Here is a 20718-nt window from a genome sequence, read left to right on the forward strand (position 1 = left end):
CCGGCCGGGTCAGCCTGTCGTGAGGTACCGCCGCGGGTTCAGCCCTGCGGGTGGTGTGCCGGGATCGGCGGGAGTTCCGAGGTCGTCTCGTAGGCCGTCAGCATGTCGATGCGGCGGATGTGGCGCTCGTCGCCCGAGAAGGGGGTGGCGAGGAAGGTCTCGACGAACTTCGTGGCCTCGTCCTGGGTGTGCATGCGGGAGCCGACCGCGACGACGTTGGCGTTGTTGTGCTGGCGGCCGAGGGACGCGGTCTCCTCGCTCCAGGCCAGGGCGGCACGGACGCCCTTCACCTTGTTCGCCGCGATCTGCTCGCCGTTGCCGGAGCCGCCGATGACGATGCCGAGGGACTCGGGGTCCGCGGCGGTCCGCTCGGCCGCACGCAGGCAGAAGGGCGGGTAGTCATCCTGGGCGTCGTAGATGTGCGGGCCGCAGTCGACCGGGTCGTGACCCGCCTCCTTCAGCCATTCGACGAGGTGGTTCTTGAGTTCGAAGCCGGCATGGTCCGAGCCGAGATACACGCGCATGGGATGAGTGTGACACGGGTGTTGCCGGGTAGCAGCGCCGGGTGTCGCGCCGGAAAAGTGTGAGCAACGCAATGGAAGCTCAGGAAAACCTCAAGTAACAATCCGGAATCAAAGGTTCCCGAATCTGTTCGCCTCGGATTCACTGGTGCGGCTCGTACGCCCCCTGTACGGCCCGTACACCGCTCGTACGGGAGACCCCCTCACGCGGCGCAAAGGAAATCCGTCCCATGACTTCGCAGCCGACCCTGACGAAGGCCGGAAACGGCCCCGAAGACTCCGGAGAACCCCGCTCCGGTCTCCAGGCGGGCCTCAAGAACCGCCACCTCTCGATGATCGCCATCGGTGGCGTCATCGGGGCGGGGTTGTTCGTCGGATCCAGCTCCGGCATCGCCACCGCCGGGCCCGGCATCCTCCTCTCCTACGCCCTCGTCGGCACGCTCGTGGTGCTGGTGATGCGGATGCTGGGTGAGATGTCCGCCGCCAACCCGACCTCGGGTTCGTTCTCCGCGCACGCCGACCGCGCGCTCGGCCCTTGGGCCGGGTTCTCCATCGGCTGGCTCTACTGGTTCTTCTGGGTCGTCGTGCTGGCCGTCGAGGCCACCGCCGGCGCCGCCATCCTCGAGTCCTGGATCCCCGCCGTTCCGCAGTGGGGGTGGGCGCTCATCGTGATGGTGGTCCTGACCGCCACCAACCTTGTCTCCGTCGGCTCCTACGGCGAGTTCGAGTTCTGGTTCGCCGGTATCAAGGTCGTCGCCATCGGTGCCTTCATCGTCATCGGCGGGCTCGCCGTGTTCGGCGTGCTGCCCGGCGTCGACAGCGACAAGGCGGGGGTCGGCAACCTCGTGGACCACGGCGGCTTCCTGCCCCACGGGCCGGGCGCCATCCTGACCGGCGTACTCCTCGTCGTCTTCTCCTTCATGGGCAGCGAGATCGCGACGCTGGCCGCCGGTGAGTCGGAGAACCCGCAGCAGGCCGTCACGAAGTCCACCAACAGCATCATCTGGCGGATCGCCGTCTTCTACCTGGGGTCGATCTTCATCGTGGTCACCCTGCTGCCGTGGAACGACCCCTCCATCAAGGAGCAGGGCTCCTACGTCGCCGCCCTGGACTCGCTCGGCATCGCGCACGCCGGCCAGATCATGAACTTCATCGTGCTGACCTCGGTGCTGTCCTGCCTGAACTCCGGGCTCTACACCGCCTCCCGCATGGCGTTCTCGCTCGGTGAGCGCGGGGACGCGCCGAAGGCGTTCGCACGGACCACCTCGCGCGGCGTGCCGATGACAGCGATCATCGCCTCCGTGGTGTTCGGGTTCGTCGCCGTCTTCTTCAACTACAAGTTCCCCGACTCCGTCTTCCTCTTCCTCGTCAACTCCAGTGGTGCCGTCGCCCTGTTCGTGTGGCTGGTGATCTGCTTCTCGCAGCTGCGGATGCGGAAGATCATCGAGGCCGAGGCGCCGGAGAAGCTGGTCGTGCGGATGTGGCTGTACCCGTACCTGACCTGGGCCACGGCCGCGCTCATCGTCTTCGTCCTCGGCTACATGCTGACCGACACCGAGCACGACGGCCGGGAGACCGTGCTGCTGTCGCTGCTCGTCGCCGCGATCGTCATCGCCATCGCCTTCCTCAAGCAGCGGCTGAGGGCGCGGGACGAGGTGCGGGCCGAGGTGTAGTTGCGTCCGGCCGCGCCCCCTTGGGGCCGTGGTGCGCATCGTTGGAGGGGCCCGTTTCCGCGGGCCCCTCTGCCGTGCCCGTGGCGCCGCCGGCCCGTCGGTCACAGCACCGTGAAGCTGTCCCTCACCTTCTCGTACGTCCGTGCGGCCGACGTCTCGATGTCCGGCCGGTACCAGGTGTTGATCTGGTACGACCTCCCGCCCTCGTCGAAGCCGAGAAGGCGGGCGTGCCAGGGGGTGCCCCGCAGGGTGAAGGTGTACTCCCAGACCACCGCCGGGCGGCCGTCGAACGTCGTCTCCTCCAGCCGGATCTTGCGGTAGTCCTCCCCTTGGTGGGCGTTGCGCTCCGAGGTCCGCCAGGTCTCCATCAGGTCGCCGCCGGACAGCGAGGACTTGGCGGCGAGTTCCTGCCTGCCGTCGGGAGAGGTGTAGTGCACCTCGGAGCCGGTCCGCACGTCCCGCTGCCACCCCTTCGGTGTCGCCCACGCGTACCCGCCCGCCTCCCGGTGCGCCCCCGGCGGCGGGCTGGGCTGCCTGGCCGTGCCCTCGACCGTGGGAGAGGAAGAGGAAGAGGAAGAGAGAGAAGGGGAGGGGGAGGGAGAGGCGGAGTGGCCGGCGGTTGCCCCGGCGGAGGGCTGTGCGGAGGTTCCGGGTGAGGCGCCCGCCCGGTCGCCGTCGTGGTCCGCGGCCCACGCCGACGCCAGCACGATGCCGACGACCGCGGCGACGGCGACCACGCCCCCGGCCGCCGTCGACGTCGTACGGCGGCGCGGGCGCGCACGGGACGGGGTGGTGGGGGTGGCAGGGGCGTTCAGCAGGGTGGGGGCCGGTCGCTCCTCCCCGTGAACCGCCGCCGGTGGCGGTGGCGGGTGTGCCACCGGGAGCAGGGCCGCTTCGAGGTCCGTCAGGCCGGCCCGGCGCGTGGGCTCCTTCTCCAGGGCGGCGGCGAGGATCTCCCGCAGCGGTCCTGCCGCGGAGGGGAGGAGCGGCTCCTCGTAGAGGACGGCGTGCAGGGTGGCCAGGGTCGTGGAGCGGGAGAAGGGGGAGTGTCCGGACAGGGCCGCGCACAGGGTGGCGCCCAGGGACCAGACGTCGGAGGGCGGGCCCTGGGGGCGGCCGGCGATGCGCTCGGGTGCCATGTAGTCGGGGGAGCCGACCAGCATGCCGACCATCGTCAGCGCCTTCGCGTCCTGGATGGCGGCGATGCCGAAGTCGGTGAGGACGACGCGCTGTCCGGCGTCCTCCACCAGGACGTTGCCCGGTTTGATGTCGCGGTGCAGGACGCCCCGCGCGTGCACCTGACGCAGTGCCGCGATCAGCCCGAGGCCGATCCGGGCCGTCTCGCGCGGGCCGAGGGGGCCCGTCTCGGCCGTGCTCCGCTCCAGGCTGCGGCCGGCCACCAACTCCATGACGATCCACAGGCGTTCGCCCTCGTCGACGACGTCGTAGACACGCACGACGTGGGGGTGGTCGATGCGGGCGGTGGCCCGGGCCTCGCGCAGGGTGCGCTCGCGGCGGGTGCGGGAGTCCTCCGCGTCGATGCCGTCCATGCGCATCTCCTTCACGGCGACGAGCCGGTCCAGCATCTCGTCGACGGCCCGCCACACCCGCCCCATGCCTCCCTGCCCGATGGCCTCGACCAGCCGGTAGCGCCCCGCCACCAGCAGCCCGGGAATCCCCTCGCCCCTCGCCGCACCCGAATTCCCCGAAGCCCTCGCATTTCCCACGTGCCCCGCGGTCCTCGGGTCCCCCCAATTTCCCGGGCCTCCCGGATCTCCCGCTTCTCCCCTGTTTCCCGGCAACTCTCCACACCCCCTCCATTGCCCTTCCTGTGGAACACAATGGTCACACTTGATGCCGTGCCAGCATAGTGCGGGGAAATCTTGTGGTACCTCTTCGGATAGTGCGAATTCAGGCGCACCAAAGGGGGACGAACATGAGTTCTCATCGTATGGCGGCCGTCGCCGGATCGCTGGTCGCGGCATCTTTCTCCGCAGTGGTGGCCCTTGGCCCTCCCGCCGCGGCACAGGGCCCGGAACCCGGCAGCGACAAGGGGGGAAAGGCCGTCGACCAGGCGCCCGCGGGCGTGCGGCTCACCACGCTGCTGCCGGAGAGGATCTCGGTCGACAACGGGTCGGGCAAAACGACGATCACCGCCACCGTGAAGAATGACGGGACCAGGGAAAGCGGTGGCATCCGGCTTTTGCTCGTCGGTTTCGGCGGGCTGACGGTCAAGAACGTTCCGGGGTGTTCACGGATCGCGGAAGGAGATCTGCCGGAGGGTTCCCACAGTGGTTTCTCCTGCCCCATCGACAATCTGGCGGCCGGGGCCTCGAAGTCGTACACCGCCGACGCGGTCTTCGCTCTCGACAGGACCGGAAAGATCTGTCTGCCCGTCCAGGCCTCGGACGGGTCCAAGACGTTCTGGCAGCAGGGACCGGTGCCGTTCGGTACGACGAACCCCTCGCCGAACGCGCCCGCCACCCCGCTGCTCCTCGGCACCGACAACGCCCCCGTGGCCCCGGACGGCGGCGAGCTGCCCCGCACCGGCGCTCCCGGACGGGACGTCCTGCCGCTCGGCGCCGCCGGAGCCGCCCTGCTCGCGGCGGGCGCCGCCGGGCTGTGGTGGTCCCGGCGACGGCCCGGCCCACGGCAGGGCTGACGTCGTACCTCACGGAAACGCGGAGGAGGCGCCCCGTGGTCGCATCACCGTGCGACCCGGCGCGCCTCCTGCGGAGACCTTCCCTCGGCGGAACCTCGGTTCAGCGCTTGACGAGCTTCCAGGCGGTGGGCAGCAGACCCATCGCCAGGGCGGCCTTGAGGGCGTCGCCGACCAGGAACGGGGTGAGGCCGGCCGCGATGGCGGCGGAGGCGGAGAGGTCGGCGGCGTAGGCGAGGTAGGGCACGCCGATCGCGTACACGACCGCCTCGCCCACCAGCATCGCGCCGGCCATGCGCAGGACCGAGCGGTCGGCGCCGCGGCGGGCCAGGGCGCCGACCACCGTGGAGGCGAGGATCATGCCGAGGACGTAACCGAAGGAGACCGCGGCGGCGCCGGAGCCGCCCTCCGCGAACCACGGCACGCCCGCCACACCGACCAGGGCGTAGAGGGCGAGGGAGAGGAAGCCGCGCCGGGCGCCGAGGGTGGTGCCGACCAGCAGGGCGGCGAACGTCTGGCCGGTCACCGGCACCGGGGAACCGGGCACGGGCACGGCGATCTGGGCGGCGAGGCCGGTGAGCGCGGCGCCGCCGAGCACGAGCGCGACGTCCCGGACACGGGAGGCCGGGATCAGGTCGGCGAGGACCCGTCCGGGGCTGACGGGGGTGGCGGCGGCGGTGCTCATGGGGTCTCCGCGGAGATAGGTGCGTTGGGGACACCGTGACGCTATCCCAGGGGACTCGCCGCGATCACCGTCAGCGGTCGACAAACGGGCGAGCGGCGGCTTGGTGGGCTCCGGACAAAGGTTGGCGGTTACACGCGGTACGGCGTGACCCTGGTCACTGAGGTGCCGTGGCGACGGCGACGCGGGGCGTGTGACGGGCGTCTGTCGGGTCTCGCCAATCGGCGGCGGCCGGCGGGGCGTCCAGGTTTCGGCCGGCGCCGTCTCACCCGTCGGTCGCCGTCTGGGCAGCGGTCGGCGCCTTTGTTAGCTTCGGGCGCATGGTTGCTCAGGCCCTGAACTTCTCGTCGCGTCGCCACGTCGATCTGCGACGCGTGGGCGCGGCCGCCTGTCGCCCTCCGGTCTGAGGCGGGCGGAGCCGATCCGTGGCGCCTCGTACGTCGACGGCGCAGTGTCGGACCGGCCCGTGAGGAATCTCCATGCCCCGTACCGCGACAGCTCCCCTTGCCTTCAACCCCGTTCCCCGTGTCGCCGACCCTGACCGGCGGCGTACGAGCGCCAGTGTGATCCTGCGGTCCGTCCTGGAGCACGGGCCGGTGGCGCGCAGCACCATCGCCCGGCTGACCGGGCTGTCCCCGGCCTCGGTCACCGACCACTGCGCGCGCCTGGCCGGGCTCGGACTGGTCAGGGAGGCCGACCTGCCGCGGCGCAGCAACGGCGTCGGCCGGCCGCACGTCCCCGTGGACCTGGACGACACCCGGTTCGTGGTGGGCGGGGTGCATGTGGCCGTGCCGTACACCACGGTCGCGCTGCTCGATCTGCGCGGACGGGTGGTGGCGAGGCGGGAGTTGAGGCATCGGGGCGTGGAACCGGCCGGGGTGCTCGCTCGGGCCGCCGAGGGGCTGGCCGCGCTGCTCGCCGAGGAGCCCGGCCGGCGACCGCTGGGGGTGGGGGTGGCCGTGGGCGGCTGGGTGGACCGGGATTCGGGCACCGTGGTCGAGCATCCGCTGCTGGGCTGGCGTGACGTGCCGGTGCGGGAGCTGGTCGGTGACCGCACGGGGCTGCCGGTCCATGTGGACGGGCACGCGCGGGCCCTGGTCAACGCGGAGCGGTTGTTCGGGCGGGCGCGCGGCAGCCGCAGTGTGCTGCATCTGTTCGTGGGCAACGTGGTGGACGCGGCGTTCGCCACCCATGACGAGGTGCACCACGGACCGCGTTCGCAGGCGGGTGCCATCGCCCATCTGCCGCTGGCCGGCGGTACCGAGGCGTGCGACTGCGGGCGGACCGGCTGCCTCCAGGTGGAGCTGAGCGAGCGGACGTTGTGCCGGCGGGCCCGCGCGGCCGGGCTGATCGACGGGACGAACCCGATGCACGTGGTCGCCGCCGCCGCCGACGGCCACCCGGTGGCCGTACGGCTGCTGCTGGAGCGGGCGCGGATGACGGGGCGGGCCGCCGGGCTGCTGCTGGACGTGCTCAATCCGGAGAGCGTGGTCGTGACGGAGGTGGGGGCCATGTTCCGCGAGGACTGCCTGGCCGCGCTGCGGGCGGAGGTGGGGGCGGAGCGGGCGGCGTCGGTGTCGCCGACCAGCTTTCCGGACGCCGTGCTCGCGGTGGCGGGCGGGGCGGTGGCCCTGGACGTGCTGTACCGGGACCCGCTGGGCCTGCCGCACGGGGGTCCGTCGGCCGCCTCACCTGAACGCAGTTAATTCAGAAACTCCGAATGTTGACAGGCACCGCCCGAGAACAGGAACATCATCCTCATGAGCTGTCGCACCCTCTGTTGCTGACGCGTTGACGCGCCCCGGGCGCTCATCTTCTCCTGCGTGAGATTTCCTTCGCGGCCCTTTCGCATTCTCCGCACGGGCCCGTTCCTCCCGGAATCACGCACGCTTTCCCGCCGCCGTACGGCGCTTTGTCCTGCCTTTTCCTCAGGGAGTCCAGCCATGTCCGTTTCCCGTGTGCCCGGTGTCGACCGGCGCCTCTTCCTCACCTCGCTGCTCGGGGTCACCGCGGCTGCCGCCGGGCTGAGCGGCTGCGCCGAGAGCAGTGCGGCCAACGGATCCGAGGGGGCGTCCACGGCCCCGCTCGCCGGCAAGGTGCCCGCCGGCACCAGCCTGAAGATCGCCTCCTACCAGAACGTCCAGCAACTCCAGTTCAAGCTGGCGAAAGTGCCCGAACTGCCGTTCAAGGTGTCGAGCTGGCTGAACATCGGGGCCGGTCCCGATGTCATCAACGCGTTCCGGGCAAAGTCGCTCGACGTCGCCAACAACGCGGGGATTCCGCCGATCCAGGCGCACTATCAGGGTTTCGACGCGAAGATCGTCGCGATCAACATCACGCGCAAGCCGAACTATCTCTTCGCCACCAAGCCCGGCAGCGACATCCGCACCGTCCAGGATTTCGAGGGGCGCAAACTCGCCTTCTCGCAGGGGCAGGCGCAGGGCGTGGTGCTGCTGCGGGCGCTGAAGGAGGCGGGCCTGAAGTACGACGACGTCGACCTCGTCCCGCTGACCAGCAACCAGTTCCTGACCGCCCTCCAGTCGGGCCAGGTCGACGTCGCCCCGCTCGGCAACACCCAGGCGCCCGCGTACCTGGCGCAGTACGGGGGCAAGGGCGCCCGCACGATCGCCACCGACGTCGTCGACCTGCTCAACCTGCTGTGGGCGCCGGTCTCCGTACTGAACGACCGGGCCAAGGCCGCCGCGGTCGCCGCGTACGTCCCGCGGTGGGCGCAGGGCCAGGTCTGGCAGTACGAACACCCGGACGTCTGGAACGAGGAGTTCTACGTCAAGACGCAGAACCTCACCCTCCCCCAGGCGCGGTCCATCACCGCACTCGCCAACAAGCCGCTGTTCCCGCCGAGTTGGACGGAGGCGATCGCCTGGGAGCAGGAGACCGCCGATCTGCTCGCCGAGGGCGGCTTCGTGAAGGAGTTCGACGTCGGCACGCTCTTCGACCACCGCTTCGAGGGCATCGCCGCCGCGTCCGTACCGGCCGAATACCGGAAGTGACCGCCATGACCACGACCACCGTGACCACCGCCGCCGCCGTGGAGAAGCCCGCCCCCGGTGCCGTCGCCGACGAGCGGCCCCGCACCCGACGGCGCGGGCTCTCCCCCGGCAGGCGCCTGCCCGCCGCCCGGCTCACCGGGCCGCTGCTGCTGCTCGCCCTGTGGGCCGGCGCCTCGGCCGCCGGGCGCCTCGACCCCGGTGCGGTGCCCGCGCCCTGGACGGTGCTGGAGACCGGCGTCCGGCTGTGGACCGACGGGACGCTGAGCGACGACGTCCTCACCTCGTTGCAGCGGGCCGGGTCCGGCTTCGCGATCGGCCTGACCGCCGGCGTGCTCCTCGCACTCGCCTCGGGGCTGACCCGCACCGGGGAGGCGCTGATCGACGGGACGGTCAACCTCAACCGGGCCATCCCGACGCTCGGCCTGATCCCGCTGTTCATCCTCTGGCTGGGCATCGGCGAGACCTTCAAGATCGCGATCATCGCCATCGTCGTCTACGTCCCGATCTATCTGAACACGCACTCCGCGCTGTCCGGCATCGACCACCGCTTCGTCGAACTCGCGGAGGTCCAGGGCCTGTCGAAGCTCGCCTTCATCCGGGAGATCGTCATTCCGGGCGCGCTGCCCGGCTTCTTCGTGGGGCTGCGCCTCGGGGTGACCGGGTCGTGGCTCGGTCTGGTGGTCCTGGAGCAGATCAACGCCACCAGCGGCCTCGGCTACCTGATGTTCCAGGCCCAGAACTACGGCCAGTCGGACGTCATCCTCGTGGGCCTGGTCGTCTACGGCGTCTTCGGCCTGGCCTCCGACAGCGTGGTCCGTCTCATCGAACGGAGGGTGCTGTCATGGCGCCGCACACTGAGCAGCTGACCCGTCCCGCCGTACGGCTGGAGGGCCTCACCCGCTCCTTCGCCGGACGCACGGTCCTCGACGGCGTCGACCTGGACATCCCGGCCGGCCAGTTCGTGGCCCTCCTCGGGCACAGCGGATCCGGCAAGAGCACCCTGCTGCGGGCGGTCGCCGGGCTCGACCACGAGGTCACCGGGAGCGGGCGGCTGACTGCTCCGGAGAGGGTGTCGGTCGTCTTCCAGGACTCCCGGCTGCTGCCCTGGCGGCGGGTGCTGGCCAACGTCCTGCTCGGGCTCGACGGCAAGCAGTCCGAGGAGCGCGGCCGGGAGGCGCTCGCCGAGGTGGGTCTCGCCGGCCGGGAGCGGGCCTGGCCCAACGAACTGTCCGGCGGCGAGGCCCAGCGGGCGGCGCTGGCCCGCTCCCTGGTGCGCGAACCCGAACTGCTGCTGGCCGACGAGCCGTTCGGCGCGCTCGACGCCCTCACCCGGATCAGGATGCACGCCCTGCTGCGGGAACTGTGGGAGCGGCACCGGCCGTCGGTGCTGCTCGTCACCCACGACGTGGACGAGGCGATCGTGCTCGCCGACCGGGTCCTCGTCCTGGACCGGGGCCGTATCGGCCTCGACCTGACCATCGACCGACCGCACCCGCGCTCGTACCGGGACCCGCTGCTCGGCGAGTTCCGCGAGCGGCTGCTCGCCGCCCTGGGCGTCACGGAGGACCACCAGTGACCACGAGAAGACTCCACCTCAACGCGTTCCTGATGAACACCGGCCACCACGAGGCGTCGTGGCGGCTGCCGGAGAGCGACCCGTACGCCCATGTGGAGCTGGCGCACTACGTGCACCTGGCGCGGATCGCCGAACGCGGCACCTTCGACTCGCTGTTCCTCGCCGACGGGCCGCAGCTGTGGGGGACGGTCGCCCAGCGGCCGGCCGGGGCGCTGGAGCCGCTCACGCTGCTGACCGCGCTGGCCACGGCGACCGAGCACATCGGTCTGATCGCCACCGCGTCCACGTCCTACAACTCGCCCTACAACCTGGCCCGCAAGTTCGCGTCGCTGGACATCATCAGCGGCGGCCGGGCCGGCTGGAACATCGTCACCACCGCCGGCGCCGAGGCGGCCCGCAACTTCGGGCTCGACGCGGAGCCCGCGCACGCCGAACGGTACGCGCGCGCCGCCGAGTTCCTCGACGTGGCGCTGAAGCTGTGGGACAGCTGGGAGGACGACGCGATCGTCGCCGACAAGGCGGCCGGCGTCTGGGGCGACGACGCGAAGATCCACCCGCCCCGGCACAAGGGGACGTACTTCAGTGTCGAGGGGGCCCTCAACGTGCCCCGCACGCCGCAGGGTTACCCGCTGCTCGTGCAGGCGGGCTCCTCGGAGGACGGCAAGGCGTTCGCCGCCCGGTACGCGGAGGCGGTGTTCACCGCGCAGCAGACCCTGGCCGACGCGCAGGCCTTCTACGCCGACCTCAAGGCACGGACGGTCCGGGCGGGCCGGAACCCCGAACACCTCAAGGTGCTGCCCGGGATCGTGCCGGTGATCGGCTCCACGGAGGCCGAGGCGCGAGCGCACGAGCGGGAACTGGAGGAGCACATCGTGCACGCGCACGGTGTCCAGCGGCTGGAGCAGCTCCTCCAGCTGGAGCCGGGCGCCCTCGCCCTGGACGCGGAACTCCCCGCCGACCTGCCGTCCGAGGACGCCGTCGAGGGCGCCAAGAGCCGCTACACGCTCGTGGTGGAGCTGGCCCGGCGCGAGCGGCTCACCGTGCGGCAGCTGATCGGCCGGCTGGGCGGCGGACGCGGGCACCTCACCTTCGCCGGGACGCCCGAGCAGGTCGCCGACGCGATCGAGACCTGGTTCACCAGCGGTGCCGCCGACGGCTTCAACATCATGCCCGCGCTGCTCCCCTCCGGCCTGGACGCCTTCGTCGACCACGTCGTCCCGCTGCTGCGCGCCCGCGGCCTGCTCCGCACCGAGTACGGCCCCCGCCGGACCCTGCGCGAGAGGTACGGCCTCCCGCGCCCGGCCAACCAGTACGCCCCGCACTCCGCCCCGGCCCCCGCCCTCGTCTGAAAGGAAGGTCCCGCCATGACCCTCGACCTCCGCAAGGTGACCGCGCACATCGGCGCCCACGTCTTCGGCGTCGACATCTCCAAGCCGCTGGACGGCGAGACGGTCGCCTCCCTCCGCGAGGCGCTCAACGCCCACAAGGCCCTGGTCTTCGACGACGTCCACCTCGACGACGAGGGCCAGCAGGCCTTCGCCCGCCACTTCGGCGACCTCACCACCGCCCACCCGACCGTGGCCGCCGTCGACGGCGCGCCCCACGTGCTGCCCGTCGACAGCGAGCAGGGCAGCGCCAACCACTGGCACACCGACGTCACCTTCGTGCTCAACCCGCCGCAGGCCAGCACCCTGCGCAGCCTCACCGTCCCGCCGTACGGGGGCGAGACGCTGATCGCCAGTTCGGCGGCGGCCTACCGGCAGCTGCCGGAGCCGCTGCGGCGGCTGGCGGACGGGCTGTGGGCGGAGCACACCAACGACTACGACTACGCGGTGCCCGCCGAGGAGATCGACGAGGAGCGGGCCGCCCAGCGTGCCCGGTTCACGTCCATCAAGTACCGCACCGCGCACCCGGTGGTCCGCGTCCACCCGCTGACCGGTGAACGCGGGCTGTTCATCGGCGGGTTCGCCCAGCGGATCGTCGGCCTGTCGGTGGGCGAGTCCCGCACGGTCCTGGACCTGCTCCAGTCCTATGTCACCCGGCCGGAGAACATCCTGCGCCACCGCTGGTCGCCGAACCAGCTCGTCCTGTTCGACAACCGCATCACCCAGCACTACGCGGTCGACAACTACGACAGGCGGCCGCGCCGGCTGCACCGGGTGACCGTGGCCGGGGACGTCCCGGTGGGCATCGACGGCAAGGAGAGCTGGGCCGTGGAGGGCGACGCCGCGCACTACACCTCCGTAGCGGCGTAGGCACAGCGGGTGCCGGAGGTGTCCGGATAGTGGGCAGCGCGTTCGTCCCGGCGGACGTGCTGCCCATTATGTGGGCGTTTTTGCCCTCTCACGCATTGGACGAGCCGCGCCCATGCCCAGCACCCAAGTCGGGACTCCGCCGGAGTCGGACGACGTCTCCCTCTCGCACGGCCTCAAACAGCGCCACCTGTCGATGATCGCCCTCGGCGGGGTCATCGGCGCCGGCCTCTTCGTCGGATCCGGGGCGGGCATCGCCGCCGCGGGGCCGTCGATCGTCCTCGCCTACGCCCTCTCCGGTCTCCTGGTGATGCTGGTGATGCGGATGCTGGGCGAGATGTCGGCCGCGTATCCCTCGTCGGGCTCCTTCTCGGCGCACGCCGAGCGCGCGATGGGCCCGTGGGCGGGCTTCACGGCGGGCTGGTCCTTCTGGGTCCTGCTGTGCACGGCCGTCGGCCTGGAGGGCATCGGCGCGGCGAAGATCGTCACCGGCTGGGTGCCGGGCACCCCCGAGTGGGCGTGGGTGGCGCTGTTCATGGTGGTGTTCTGCGCGGCGAACCTGGCCGCCGTGAAGAACTTCGGCGAGTTCGAGTTCTGGTTCGCGGCGCTGAAGGTCGGCGCGATCAGCCTGTTCCTGGTGCTGGGCGTGCTGGCGATCGCCGGCGTCCTGCCCTGCACGGACTCCCCCGGCGCCTCGCATCTGAGGGACTTCCTGCCCCACGGCGGCGAGGGCCTGGTCGTCGGTCTGCTCGCCTCGGTGTTCGCGTACGGCGGTCTGGAGACCGTCACCATCGCGGCGGCCGAGTCGCAGGACCCGGTCAGGGGTGTGGCGAGCGCGGTCCGTACGGCGATGTGGCGCATCGCGCTGTTCTACATCGGCTCGATGGCGGTGATCGTGACCCTCGTCCCCTGGGACGCGAAGGCCGTCGTGGACAAGGGCCCGTACGTGGCCGCGCTCGACCGGCTGGGCATTCCGGGCGCCGGTCAGCTCATGAACGTCGTCGTGCTGGCCGCGCTGCTGAGCGCCATGAACGCCAACGTCTACGGCTCCTCGCGGATCGCCTACTCGCTGGTGGCGCGGGGGCAGGGCCCGAAGGCGCTGGGCCGGGTGTCCGGCGGGGTGCCGCGCACGGCGGTGCTGGTGTCGTGCGTGTTCGGCTTCGGCTGCGTCCTGCTCAGCTACTGGCGGCCCGACGACGTCTTCTCCTGGCTGCTGAACATGATCGGCGCGGTGATCCTCGTCGTGTGGGTCTTCATCGCGGTGTCGCAACTGCGGCTGCGCCGGCGGCTGGAGCGCGAGGCGTCGCAGCGGCTGGTGGTGCGGATGTGGGCGTTCCCGGTGCTGACCTGGGTGGCGCTGGCCGGCATGGCGGCGATCTTCGTCCTGATGGCGCGGGAGCCCGGCACGCGGGTGCAGCTGTACTCGACGGGTGCCATGACGGCGGCCCTGGCACTGGGCGGCTACGCCTGGCAGCGGACGCGCGCCAAGCTCTGAGACGGCCCGGCACGAGGCCCCCGCGCGACCGACGTGCGGGGGCCTTCCTCTTGCCCGCGAGCGCCTTATTGTTGCTAATCTGCACTTGCGACCTATACGCAACAAGGTCTGAGGGGGAACCCCGTCATGCCCGTCTGCACATGGCCCGACCTGCCGCACGTGCTGCCGTTCGTGTCGTAGGGCGCCGCGCATCGTCCCGCCTCGTGATCGTCTTCTCACCCTTCACGGCGGCGGGCGGAAGGAGGGGAACCCCCGCGAGGACGTGACTCGCGGGGGTTTTCCCCGTCCCACCGGTCAGCCGATCGGTGGACGGCAGGTTCCACCGGTCGCCTCTGTAGGGCGACCCGCCCCGCCGACCAGGCTTTCGGGCATGAACTCACTCACTGTGCGCATGGCACGGAGCAGTGCCCGGCACCCCTGGCGGGCGATCGTCGGCTGGCTGGTGTTCGTGGCCCTGTGCCTGGGCGTCGGCGGCGCCGTCGGCACCCACAGCGCCCGCACCGCCGACTACCGGGTCGGCGAGGCCGGCCGGGCGGAGGCCCTGGCCGCCGAGGGCGGGCTGGAACGCCGATCCACCGAGCAGGTGCTGATCTCGGCCCGGTCGGGCACGCTCGACGAGCGGGCCGCCGCGGCGGCCGTACGGGACCTCACCGACCGGATGGAGCGGCTCCCCGAGGTCGACGGCGTCGCCGCGCCCGTCCGCTCGGGCGACGGCCGGACCCTGCTGGTCGAGGTGGCGCTGAAGGGCGAGGAACGGGACGCCAAGGACAAGGTCGACGCGCTGACCGCACAGACGGCCGCCGTCCGCGAGGCCCATCCCGGCCTGCTCCTGGAGGAGACCGGCAGCCCCTCCATTAGCAAGGGGGTCGACGCGCAGCGCGGCGCCGACCTGGCGCTCTCCGAGAAGATCACACTGCCGGTCACCCTGCTCACCCTGCTGGTCGTGTTCGGCTCGCTCACCATGGCCGCCGTACCGCTGCTGCTGGGTGGCCTCCGTGATGACCAGGCGGCGGCCGATGGCGGGTGGAGGCCGGGGCCGTCGGCTATCTGCTGAAGGACACCACGCGCGAGCAGCTGGCCGACGCGATCCGGGCGGCGGCGCGCGGGGAGACGGTGCTGGCGCCGCGGGTGGCGGAGAGGCTGGTCGCCCGGCTGCGGCGGCCGGTGCAGGACCCGCTGACCGCGCGGGAGACGGAAGTGCTGAACGCGGTGGCCGACGGGCTGACCAACGCAGAGATCGGCCGCCGCCTGGTCATCACGGAGGCCACCGTGAAGACGCATCTGCTGCGGCTGTTCGCCAGGCTGGACGTCAACGACCGGACCCGGGCGGTGGTGACGCTGGACCGGGGGCTGCTGCGACGGCCGTAGACAGGGTGCGGCTGTAGACCAGGGTGCGGCGGCCGTAGCAGGGTGCGACGGCCGTAGACCAGGGTGCCCCCGCGAGCACGGCTCGCGGGGGCACTCACGCCGGGTGGCCCCGGGGGTCACAGGTTGCTGAAGTCGGGGCCCTTCGTGCGGGTCCGCTTGATCTCGTAGAAGCCGGGCACCGAGGCGACCGCGAGGGTGCCGTCCCACAGCCGGGCGGCGTCCTCGCCCTTGGGCGCGGGGGTGACGACCGGGCCGAAGAAGGCGATCTGCTCGCCGTCCGCGCCGGGCACGGCGATGACCGGGGTGCCGACCTCCTGGCCGACCTTGTCGATGCCCTCCTTGTGGGAGGCGCGCAGCTCCGCGTCGAACTCGAAGTTCTCCTGATCGGCGTACTCGATCAGGTCGGCGGGGAGTCCGACGTCCTCCAGAGCGCCGGCGACGGCCTCGAGGGTCGGGCCCTCGCCGTTGTTGTGGAAGCGGGTGCCGAGGGCGGTGTAGAGCGGGCCGAGGACCTCGGCGCCGTGCTTCTGCCAGGCGGCCGTCACGACCCGGACGGGCTTCCAGGCCTTGGTGGTGAGCATCTCCCGGTACTCCTCGGGCAGCTCGTCGAGCTTGTCCTCGTTGAGCACCGCCAGGCTCATCACATGCCAGTGGACCTCTATGTCACGGACCTTCTCCACTTCCAGCACCCATCGGGAGGTCATCCAGGCCCAGGGGCACAGCGGATCGAACCAGAAGTCGACGGGGGTCTTCTGCGACATGTCTCTCCTCAGGAGGAAGCGTTTCCCCGGTGAACGCCACCGCCCCCGCGGGGCATTCCCCGCTGACGGCCGTCAGGGGCGCATGGCAGGATCGGTGCTGTCCACAGCCATTGCGCAGACGCATCGAGGGAGTACCGCCCGTGCCCGGTGAGAACCTGTCCCGTGACGAGGCCCGGGAGCGGGCCGCCCTGCTGTCCGTCGACGGGTACGACGTGTCGCTCGACGTGCGCTCCGCGATCGGCGAGGCGACCGGCGGCGCGGGCGGTGGGACGGCCGGTGACGCGGGCGGCGGGACGGCCGGTGACGGCCGCGGTGAGCCGCGCACCTTCCGCTCGGTCACCACGATCCGCTTCCGCTGCAACGAGCCCGGCGCCTCCAGTTTCGCGGACCTGGTCGCGCCGAGCGTGACCGCCGTCTCGCTCAACGGCCGCGATCTGGACCCCGGCGAGGTCTTCGACGGCTCCCGGATCCGGCTGGACGACCTCGCCGCCGAGAACGAGCTGGTCGTCGACGCCCGGTGCGCCTACTCGCGCACCGGCGAGGGCCTGCACCGCTTCGTCGACCCCGAGGACGGCGAGGTCTACCTCTACACGCAGTACGAGCCCGCCGACGCGCGGCGCGTCTTCGCCAACTTCGAGCAGCCCGACCTCAAGGCCCCGTTCCGCTTCGAGGTGCGGGCGCCCGAGGAATGGGTGGTGTGGAGCAACGGCGTCGGCGAGCGCGCCGACGGTGTGTGGCGGTTCGCGGAGACCAAGCCGATCTCGACGTACATCACCTGTGTGGTGGCGGGCCCGTACCACCACGTGACGGACTCCTACACGCGTGACCTGGGCGACGGTACGACGCTGGAGATCCCGCTCGGCGCGCTGTGCCGCAAGGGGCTGGCGCCCTACTTCGACGCCGACGACGTGTTCCTGGTGACCAAGCAGGGCCTGGACTTCTTCCACGACCACTTCGACTACCCGTACCCCTTCGGCAAGTACGACCAGGCGTTCGTGCCCGAGTACAACCTGGGGGCGATGGAGAACCCCGGTCTGGTGACCTTCCGGGAGGAGTACATCTTCCGGGGCAAGGTGACACAGGCGTCGTACGAGGCGCGGGCCAACGTCGTCCTGCACGAGATGGCGCACATGTGGTTCGGCGACCTGGTCACCATGGAGTGGTGGGACGACCTGTGGCTGAAGGAGTCCTTCGCCGACTTCATGGGCTCCTTCGCGCTCGTCGGCGCGACCCGCTTCACCGACGGCTGGATCACCTTCGCCAACCGTCGCAAGGCGTGGGCCTACCGGGCCGATCAGTTGCCCTCCACCCACCCGGTCACCGCCGACATCCGCGACCTCCAGGACGCCAAGCTCAACTTCGACGGCATCACCTACGCCAAGGGCGCCTCGGTGCTGAAGCAGCTGGTGGCCTACGTCGGCCAGGACGCGTTCCTGGAGGGCGCCCGCCGCTACTTCAAGAGGCACGCCTACGGCAACACGCGCCTGGGCGACCTGCTGTCGGTGCTCGGCGAGACCAGCGGCCGGGACATGGCCGGATGGGCGCGGTCCTGGCTCCAGACGGCCGGGGTGAACTCGCTGACCCCGCAGGTGCTGCTGGACGCGGGGGGCCGGATCGACGAGCTGGCGGTGCTCCAGGAGGCGGCCGAGTCGCATCCGGAGCTGCGGCCGCACCGGGTGGCGATCGGCCTGTACCGGCGGGTCGACGGGCGTCTCGTGCGCTATGCGCGCGCTGAGGCGGACGTCGACGGGCCGCGGACGGTCGTGGCGGAGCTGGCGGGCGCGGAGGCGCCGGAGCTGGTCCTGGTCAACGACGAGGACCTGACGTACTGCAAGATCCGGTTCGACGAGACCTCGCTGGCGGCGCTCCGGGAGTCCCTGGGCGACGTCACCGACCCGCTGGCCCGCGCGCTGTGCTGGTCGGCGCTGTGGAACATGACGCGGGACGCGCTGCTGCCCGCGCGGGACTTCGTGGACCTGGTGCTGCGGTTCGCGGGGCGCGAGACCGACATCGGCGTGCTCCAGATGCTGCACGCGTGGGCCGGCTCGGCGCTGGCGCACTACGCGGCGCCGGACTGGCGGCCGGTCGGCGAGCGGCTGCTCGCGGAGGGCGCGCGGGCGGAGCTGCGGGCGGCGGCGCCGGGGAGCGAGCACCAGCTCGCGTGGGCGCGGTTCTTCGCGTCGGTGGCGTCCGGTCCCGCCGACCTCGACCTGCTCCAGGAGCTGCTGGAGGGCTCCGCCAAGGTCGACGGCCTGGAGGTGGACCAGGAGCTGCGGTGGGCGTTCCTGGAGCCGCTGGCCGCGCAGGGCCGCGCCGGCGAGGGCGTCCTCGCGGCGGAGCTGGCCCGCGACGACACCGCGTCGGGCAAGCGGCACCAGGTGCGCTGCCTCGCCGCCCGCCCGTCGGCTGAGGTCAAGGCGCAGGCCTGGGTGCAGCTCGTCGAGTCGGACGCGCTGTCCAACGCGCTGGCCGAGGCGACCATCGCGGGGTTCCAGCAGCCGTCGCAGCGCGAGCTGCTCGCCCCCTACGCGGAGAAGTACTTCGCGGTGATCGGGCGGATCTGGGAGCAGCGGTCCATCCAGATCGCGATGAACGTGGTCAAGGGCCTGTTCCCGGCCCTGCTGGACTCGCCGGGGACGCTGGCGGCGACGGACGCGTGGCTCACCGCGCACGAGTCGGCACCGCCGGCCCTGCGCCGCCTGGTGCTGGAGGCACGGGACGACCTGGCACGAGGTCTGCGCGGCCAGGCCTGCGACGCGAGGGGCGGCGCCGACACGGAATGACGGCGGGCTGGGACAGTGCGGGTTGACGGCGAACCCGCACTGTCCCAGCGGATCCCGGCGGCAGCGCCGACACCAAGCGGCAGCGGCCGGGCGCGGCTCACGTCCACCTTGATCCTTGGCCTGAACTCCGGCGGACGGTGACCGTTACGCAATTCAGTCAATCGGAACCGTAACCCCTGGCCTCCACCGAATGGACCAGGGGTTTTCGGCGCCTACTCGGCATCCGAACACCCGTCCTTTAGTGCGAGCTTGTCCGGATTTGTCGACGGGCGTGTAACAGGGGTTACAGGAGGGATCGGACACGGGAACCTCCGGGTCATGAACCACAACACCCCCCTGCCCCAGGCCTCCGCCCGCCCCCTGCGCCACCTCTCGCAGGCGCAGCGGCTCGTGCTCACCACGGCCCAGCTCCGCTCGCACGGCGTGTCACCCGCCGAGACGAACGAGCAGTGCCGGTCGGGCGGCCCCTGGCAGCAGCTCCTGCCGGGCGTGTACCTGCTGCACCCGGGGCCGCCGACCAGCGAGGAGCGGCTGCACGCGGTGCTGCTGTACGCGGCCCGCGAGGTGCCGGCGCCCGGGGTGCCGGTCCAGCCCGAGGCGGGGCAGCCGCACCGGCCCGTGTACCGCGAGGCCATGATCACGGGGCTGGCCGCGCTGACCCTGCACGGTTTCACCTCCGCGCCCCCGCTGTCCTCCCTGGACCGCATCGACGTCCTGGTGCCCCGACTGCGCCGGCTGCGTTCGACGGGCTGCGCGCACGTCCTGCGCACCGCGGCCCTGCCGGCTCCGCAGGAGGCGACCGGGGTGCCGGTGGCGCCGGTGCCGCGCGCCCTGGCGGACGCGACGTCCCAGCTGACGGACGCCGCCACGGTACGGCTGCTGCTGTCGGAGGCGGTGCGCGGCGGGCACTGCGAACCGGCCGCCATCGTACGGGAGTTGGACCAGGCCAAGCTGCTGGGTCTGCCGCACGTGGTGGACGCGGTGGACTCGCTGCTGGCCGAGGGGCGGGCGATCGCCGAGGACCGCCTCTACACGATGGTGCGGGAGTTCGCCCTGCCGGACCCGGTGTGGAACGTGGACCTGCGGCTGCCGGGCGGCCCGCACCTGGGAGGCCTGGACGCGTACTGGCCGGAGCAGGCGGTGGCGGTGGAGCTGGACACGCGGGCCCCGCGTCAGGACGAGGACGCGCTGTGGTCGGAGTACGCCCGCAAGCGGGAGCACCTGGAGCGGCTGGGCATCACGGTCGTCCACATCACGCCGAAGAAGCTCCGGGACGGCATGGAACAGCAGGCGACCGTGGTGCGGACGGCCCTGATGGCGTCGGGTGACCGTGATCCGGCGGCGTATGTCGTGGTGCTGCCCAGGTAGTGACGGACCGGGGCGGTACCAGGAGGGGAGAGGAGGGGCCACCGGCGCGATCCGGCGGCCCCTCCTCGTGTCGCCGGCCGCACCTGTCATGTTCCGCTTGGGTGGACGGCTCCCGGCACCCGGCCGTTCGCGGGCCGCTCGCGCCACAGCGCCAGCGCCACGTCGACCAGTCGCACCCGGGCCAGTTCCGGCACGGCCGTGAGGTCGTGCCAGGCGGCCAGGTCGGTCGAACCGCCGATCTCGTTACGGAGTTCGCCCCCGGTCACCCGGCCCTCGTAGACGATCCGCACGCCGTGGTGGTCGACGGGGCCGCGCAGGCGGGCGCGGCCGAAGGCGCGGCGGGAGGAGTCCACGCCGAGCAGACCGGTCACCTCGATGTGGTAGCCGGTCTCCTCCTCCAGTTCCCGTACGACGGTGTCGTGGGGGTCCTCGCCGTGCTCCATGCCGCCGCCGGGCAGCACCCACTCCCGGGTGCCGTCGGGCGCGGGCGAACGGGCCAGCAGCAGTTGTCCGTCCCGGACGCACACGGCGTAGGCCGCCACCCTCAACGTCTTTCGCACACCGAGACG

General features: G+C 71.8%; 16 protein-coding genes and 2 pseudogenes. 13 read left to right on the forward strand and 5 right to left on the reverse strand.

The window, feature by feature from the left end:
• Positions 1–38: 38 nt before the first annotated feature.
• On the reverse strand, positions 39–524 hold the full coding sequence (locus ACFYO5_RS04320) for a ribose-5-phosphate isomerase (RefSeq protein ID WP_356559770.1): 486 nt from the start codon (positions 522–524) through the stop codon (positions 39–41).
• Positions 525–751: 227 nt separating this feature from the next.
• Here ACFYO5_RS04320 and ACFYO5_RS04325 point away from each other — a divergent pair, with 227 nt between their 5' ends.
• The gene (locus ACFYO5_RS04325) at positions 752–2194 is read left to right on the forward strand and encodes an amino acid permease (protein WP_388704001.1); all 1443 of its coding nucleotides are present in this window, start codon (positions 752–754) and stop codon (positions 2192–2194) included.
• Between the two features lie 101 nt (positions 2195–2295).
• Here ACFYO5_RS04325 and ACFYO5_RS04330 read toward each other — a convergent pair whose 3' ends face one another.
• Entirely contained in the window at positions 2296–3855 is a 1560-nt protein-coding gene (locus tag ACFYO5_RS04330; protein ID WP_388704723.1) for a serine/threonine-protein kinase, read from the reverse strand.
• Between the two features lie 275 nt (positions 3856–4130).
• Here ACFYO5_RS04330 and ACFYO5_RS04335 point away from each other — a divergent pair, with 275 nt between their 5' ends.
• Complete coding sequence (locus tag ACFYO5_RS04335; protein ID WP_388704004.1) at positions 4131–4856, forward strand: hypothetical protein; 726 nt, start codon at positions 4131–4133, stop codon at positions 4854–4856.
• Positions 4857–4956: 100 nt separating this feature from the next.
• Here ACFYO5_RS04335 and ACFYO5_RS04340 read toward each other — a convergent pair whose 3' ends face one another.
• Positions 4957–5538, reverse strand: a complete 582-nt coding sequence (locus ACFYO5_RS04340; protein ID WP_356559773.1) for a biotin transporter BioY — start codon at positions 5536–5538, stop codon at positions 4957–4959.
• 476 nt (positions 5539–6014) lie between these two features.
• On the opposite strand from ACFYO5_RS04340, the gene ACFYO5_RS04345 reads away from it, so the two are divergent.
• From ACFYO5_RS04345 to ACFYO5_RS04385, 9 genes and pseudogenes are all read left to right on the forward strand, one after another.
• Positions 6015–7241 carry an ROK family protein gene (locus ACFYO5_RS04345; protein WP_388704007.1) on the forward strand — a complete coding sequence of 409 codons (1227 nt, stop codon included), beginning with the start codon at positions 6015–6017 and terminating at the stop codon, positions 7239–7241.
• 237 nt (positions 7242–7478) lie between these two features.
• Positions 7479–8546 carry an ABC transporter substrate-binding protein gene (locus ACFYO5_RS04350; RefSeq protein WP_388704010.1) on the forward strand — a complete coding sequence of 356 codons (1068 nt, stop codon included), beginning with the start codon at positions 7479–7481 and terminating at the stop codon, positions 8544–8546.
• Between the two features lie 5 nt (positions 8547–8551).
• Positions 8552–9412: an ABC transporter permease gene (locus ACFYO5_RS04355; protein ID WP_388704013.1), complete on the forward strand. Its 861-nt coding sequence runs from the start codon at positions 8552–8554 to the stop codon at positions 9410–9412.
• Positions 9388–10122 carry an ABC transporter ATP-binding protein gene (locus ACFYO5_RS04360; RefSeq protein ID WP_356559777.1) on the forward strand — a complete coding sequence of 245 codons (735 nt, stop codon included), beginning with the start codon at positions 9388–9390 and terminating at the stop codon, positions 10120–10122. The genes ACFYO5_RS04355 and ACFYO5_RS04360 overlap by 25 nt, the downstream gene beginning before the upstream one ends.
• Positions 10119–11471 carry an LLM class flavin-dependent oxidoreductase gene (locus tag ACFYO5_RS04365; protein WP_356559778.1) on the forward strand — a complete coding sequence of 451 codons (1353 nt, stop codon included), beginning with the start codon at positions 10119–10121 and terminating at the stop codon, positions 11469–11471. Before ACFYO5_RS04360 ends, ACFYO5_RS04365 begins: the two co-directional genes overlap by 4 nt.
• Positions 11472–11486: 15 nt before the next feature.
• Positions 11487–12377 carry a TauD/TfdA family dioxygenase gene (locus ACFYO5_RS04370; protein ID WP_356559779.1) on the forward strand — a complete coding sequence of 297 codons (891 nt, stop codon included), beginning with the start codon at positions 11487–11489 and terminating at the stop codon, positions 12375–12377.
• Between the two features lie 112 nt (positions 12378–12489).
• Entirely contained in the window at positions 12490–13869 is a 1380-nt protein-coding gene (locus tag ACFYO5_RS04375) for an amino acid permease (protein ID WP_388704018.1), read from the forward strand.
• Positions 13870–14239: 370 nt separating this feature from the next.
• Positions 14240–14854, forward strand: a pseudogene (locus ACFYO5_RS04380) (MMPL family transporter); the annotation flags it as partial.
• Between the two features lie 38 nt (positions 14855–14892).
• A pseudogene (locus ACFYO5_RS04385) lies at positions 14893–15237 on the forward strand (LuxR C-terminal-related transcriptional regulator); the annotation flags it as partial.
• A gap of 116 nt (positions 15238–15353) precedes the next feature.
• On the opposite strand, the gene ACFYO5_RS04390 reads toward ACFYO5_RS04385, so the two are convergent.
• Complete coding sequence (locus ACFYO5_RS04390) at positions 15354–15998, reverse strand: DsbA family protein (protein ID WP_388704021.1); 645 nt, start codon at positions 15996–15998, stop codon at positions 15354–15356.
• 140 nt (positions 15999–16138) lie between these two features.
• Here ACFYO5_RS04390 and pepN point away from each other — a divergent pair, with 140 nt between their 5' ends.
• On the forward strand, positions 16139–18781 hold the full coding sequence (pepN, locus tag ACFYO5_RS04395) for an aminopeptidase N (protein ID WP_388704024.1): 2643 nt from the start codon (positions 16139–16141) through the stop codon (positions 18779–18781).
• 318 nt (positions 18782–19099) lie between these two features.
• Complete coding sequence (locus ACFYO5_RS04400) at positions 19100–20149, forward strand: hypothetical protein (protein ID WP_388704028.1); 1050 nt, start codon at positions 19100–19102, stop codon at positions 20147–20149.
• Positions 20150–20235: 86 nt separating this feature from the next.
• On the opposite strand, the gene ACFYO5_RS04405 is transcribed toward ACFYO5_RS04400, so the two are convergent.
• Positions 20236–20709 (reverse strand): NUDIX hydrolase, encoded by a 474-nt coding sequence (locus ACFYO5_RS04405; protein ID WP_356559787.1) that lies wholly within the window; start codon positions 20707–20709, stop codon positions 20236–20238.
• Positions 20710–20718: the final 9 nt, after the last annotated feature.

The organism is Streptomyces sp. NPDC006259 (assembly GCF_042870975.1).
In the GTDB taxonomy this organism is placed as follows: domain Bacteria; phylum Actinomycetota; class Actinomycetes; order Streptomycetales; family Streptomycetaceae; genus Streptomyces.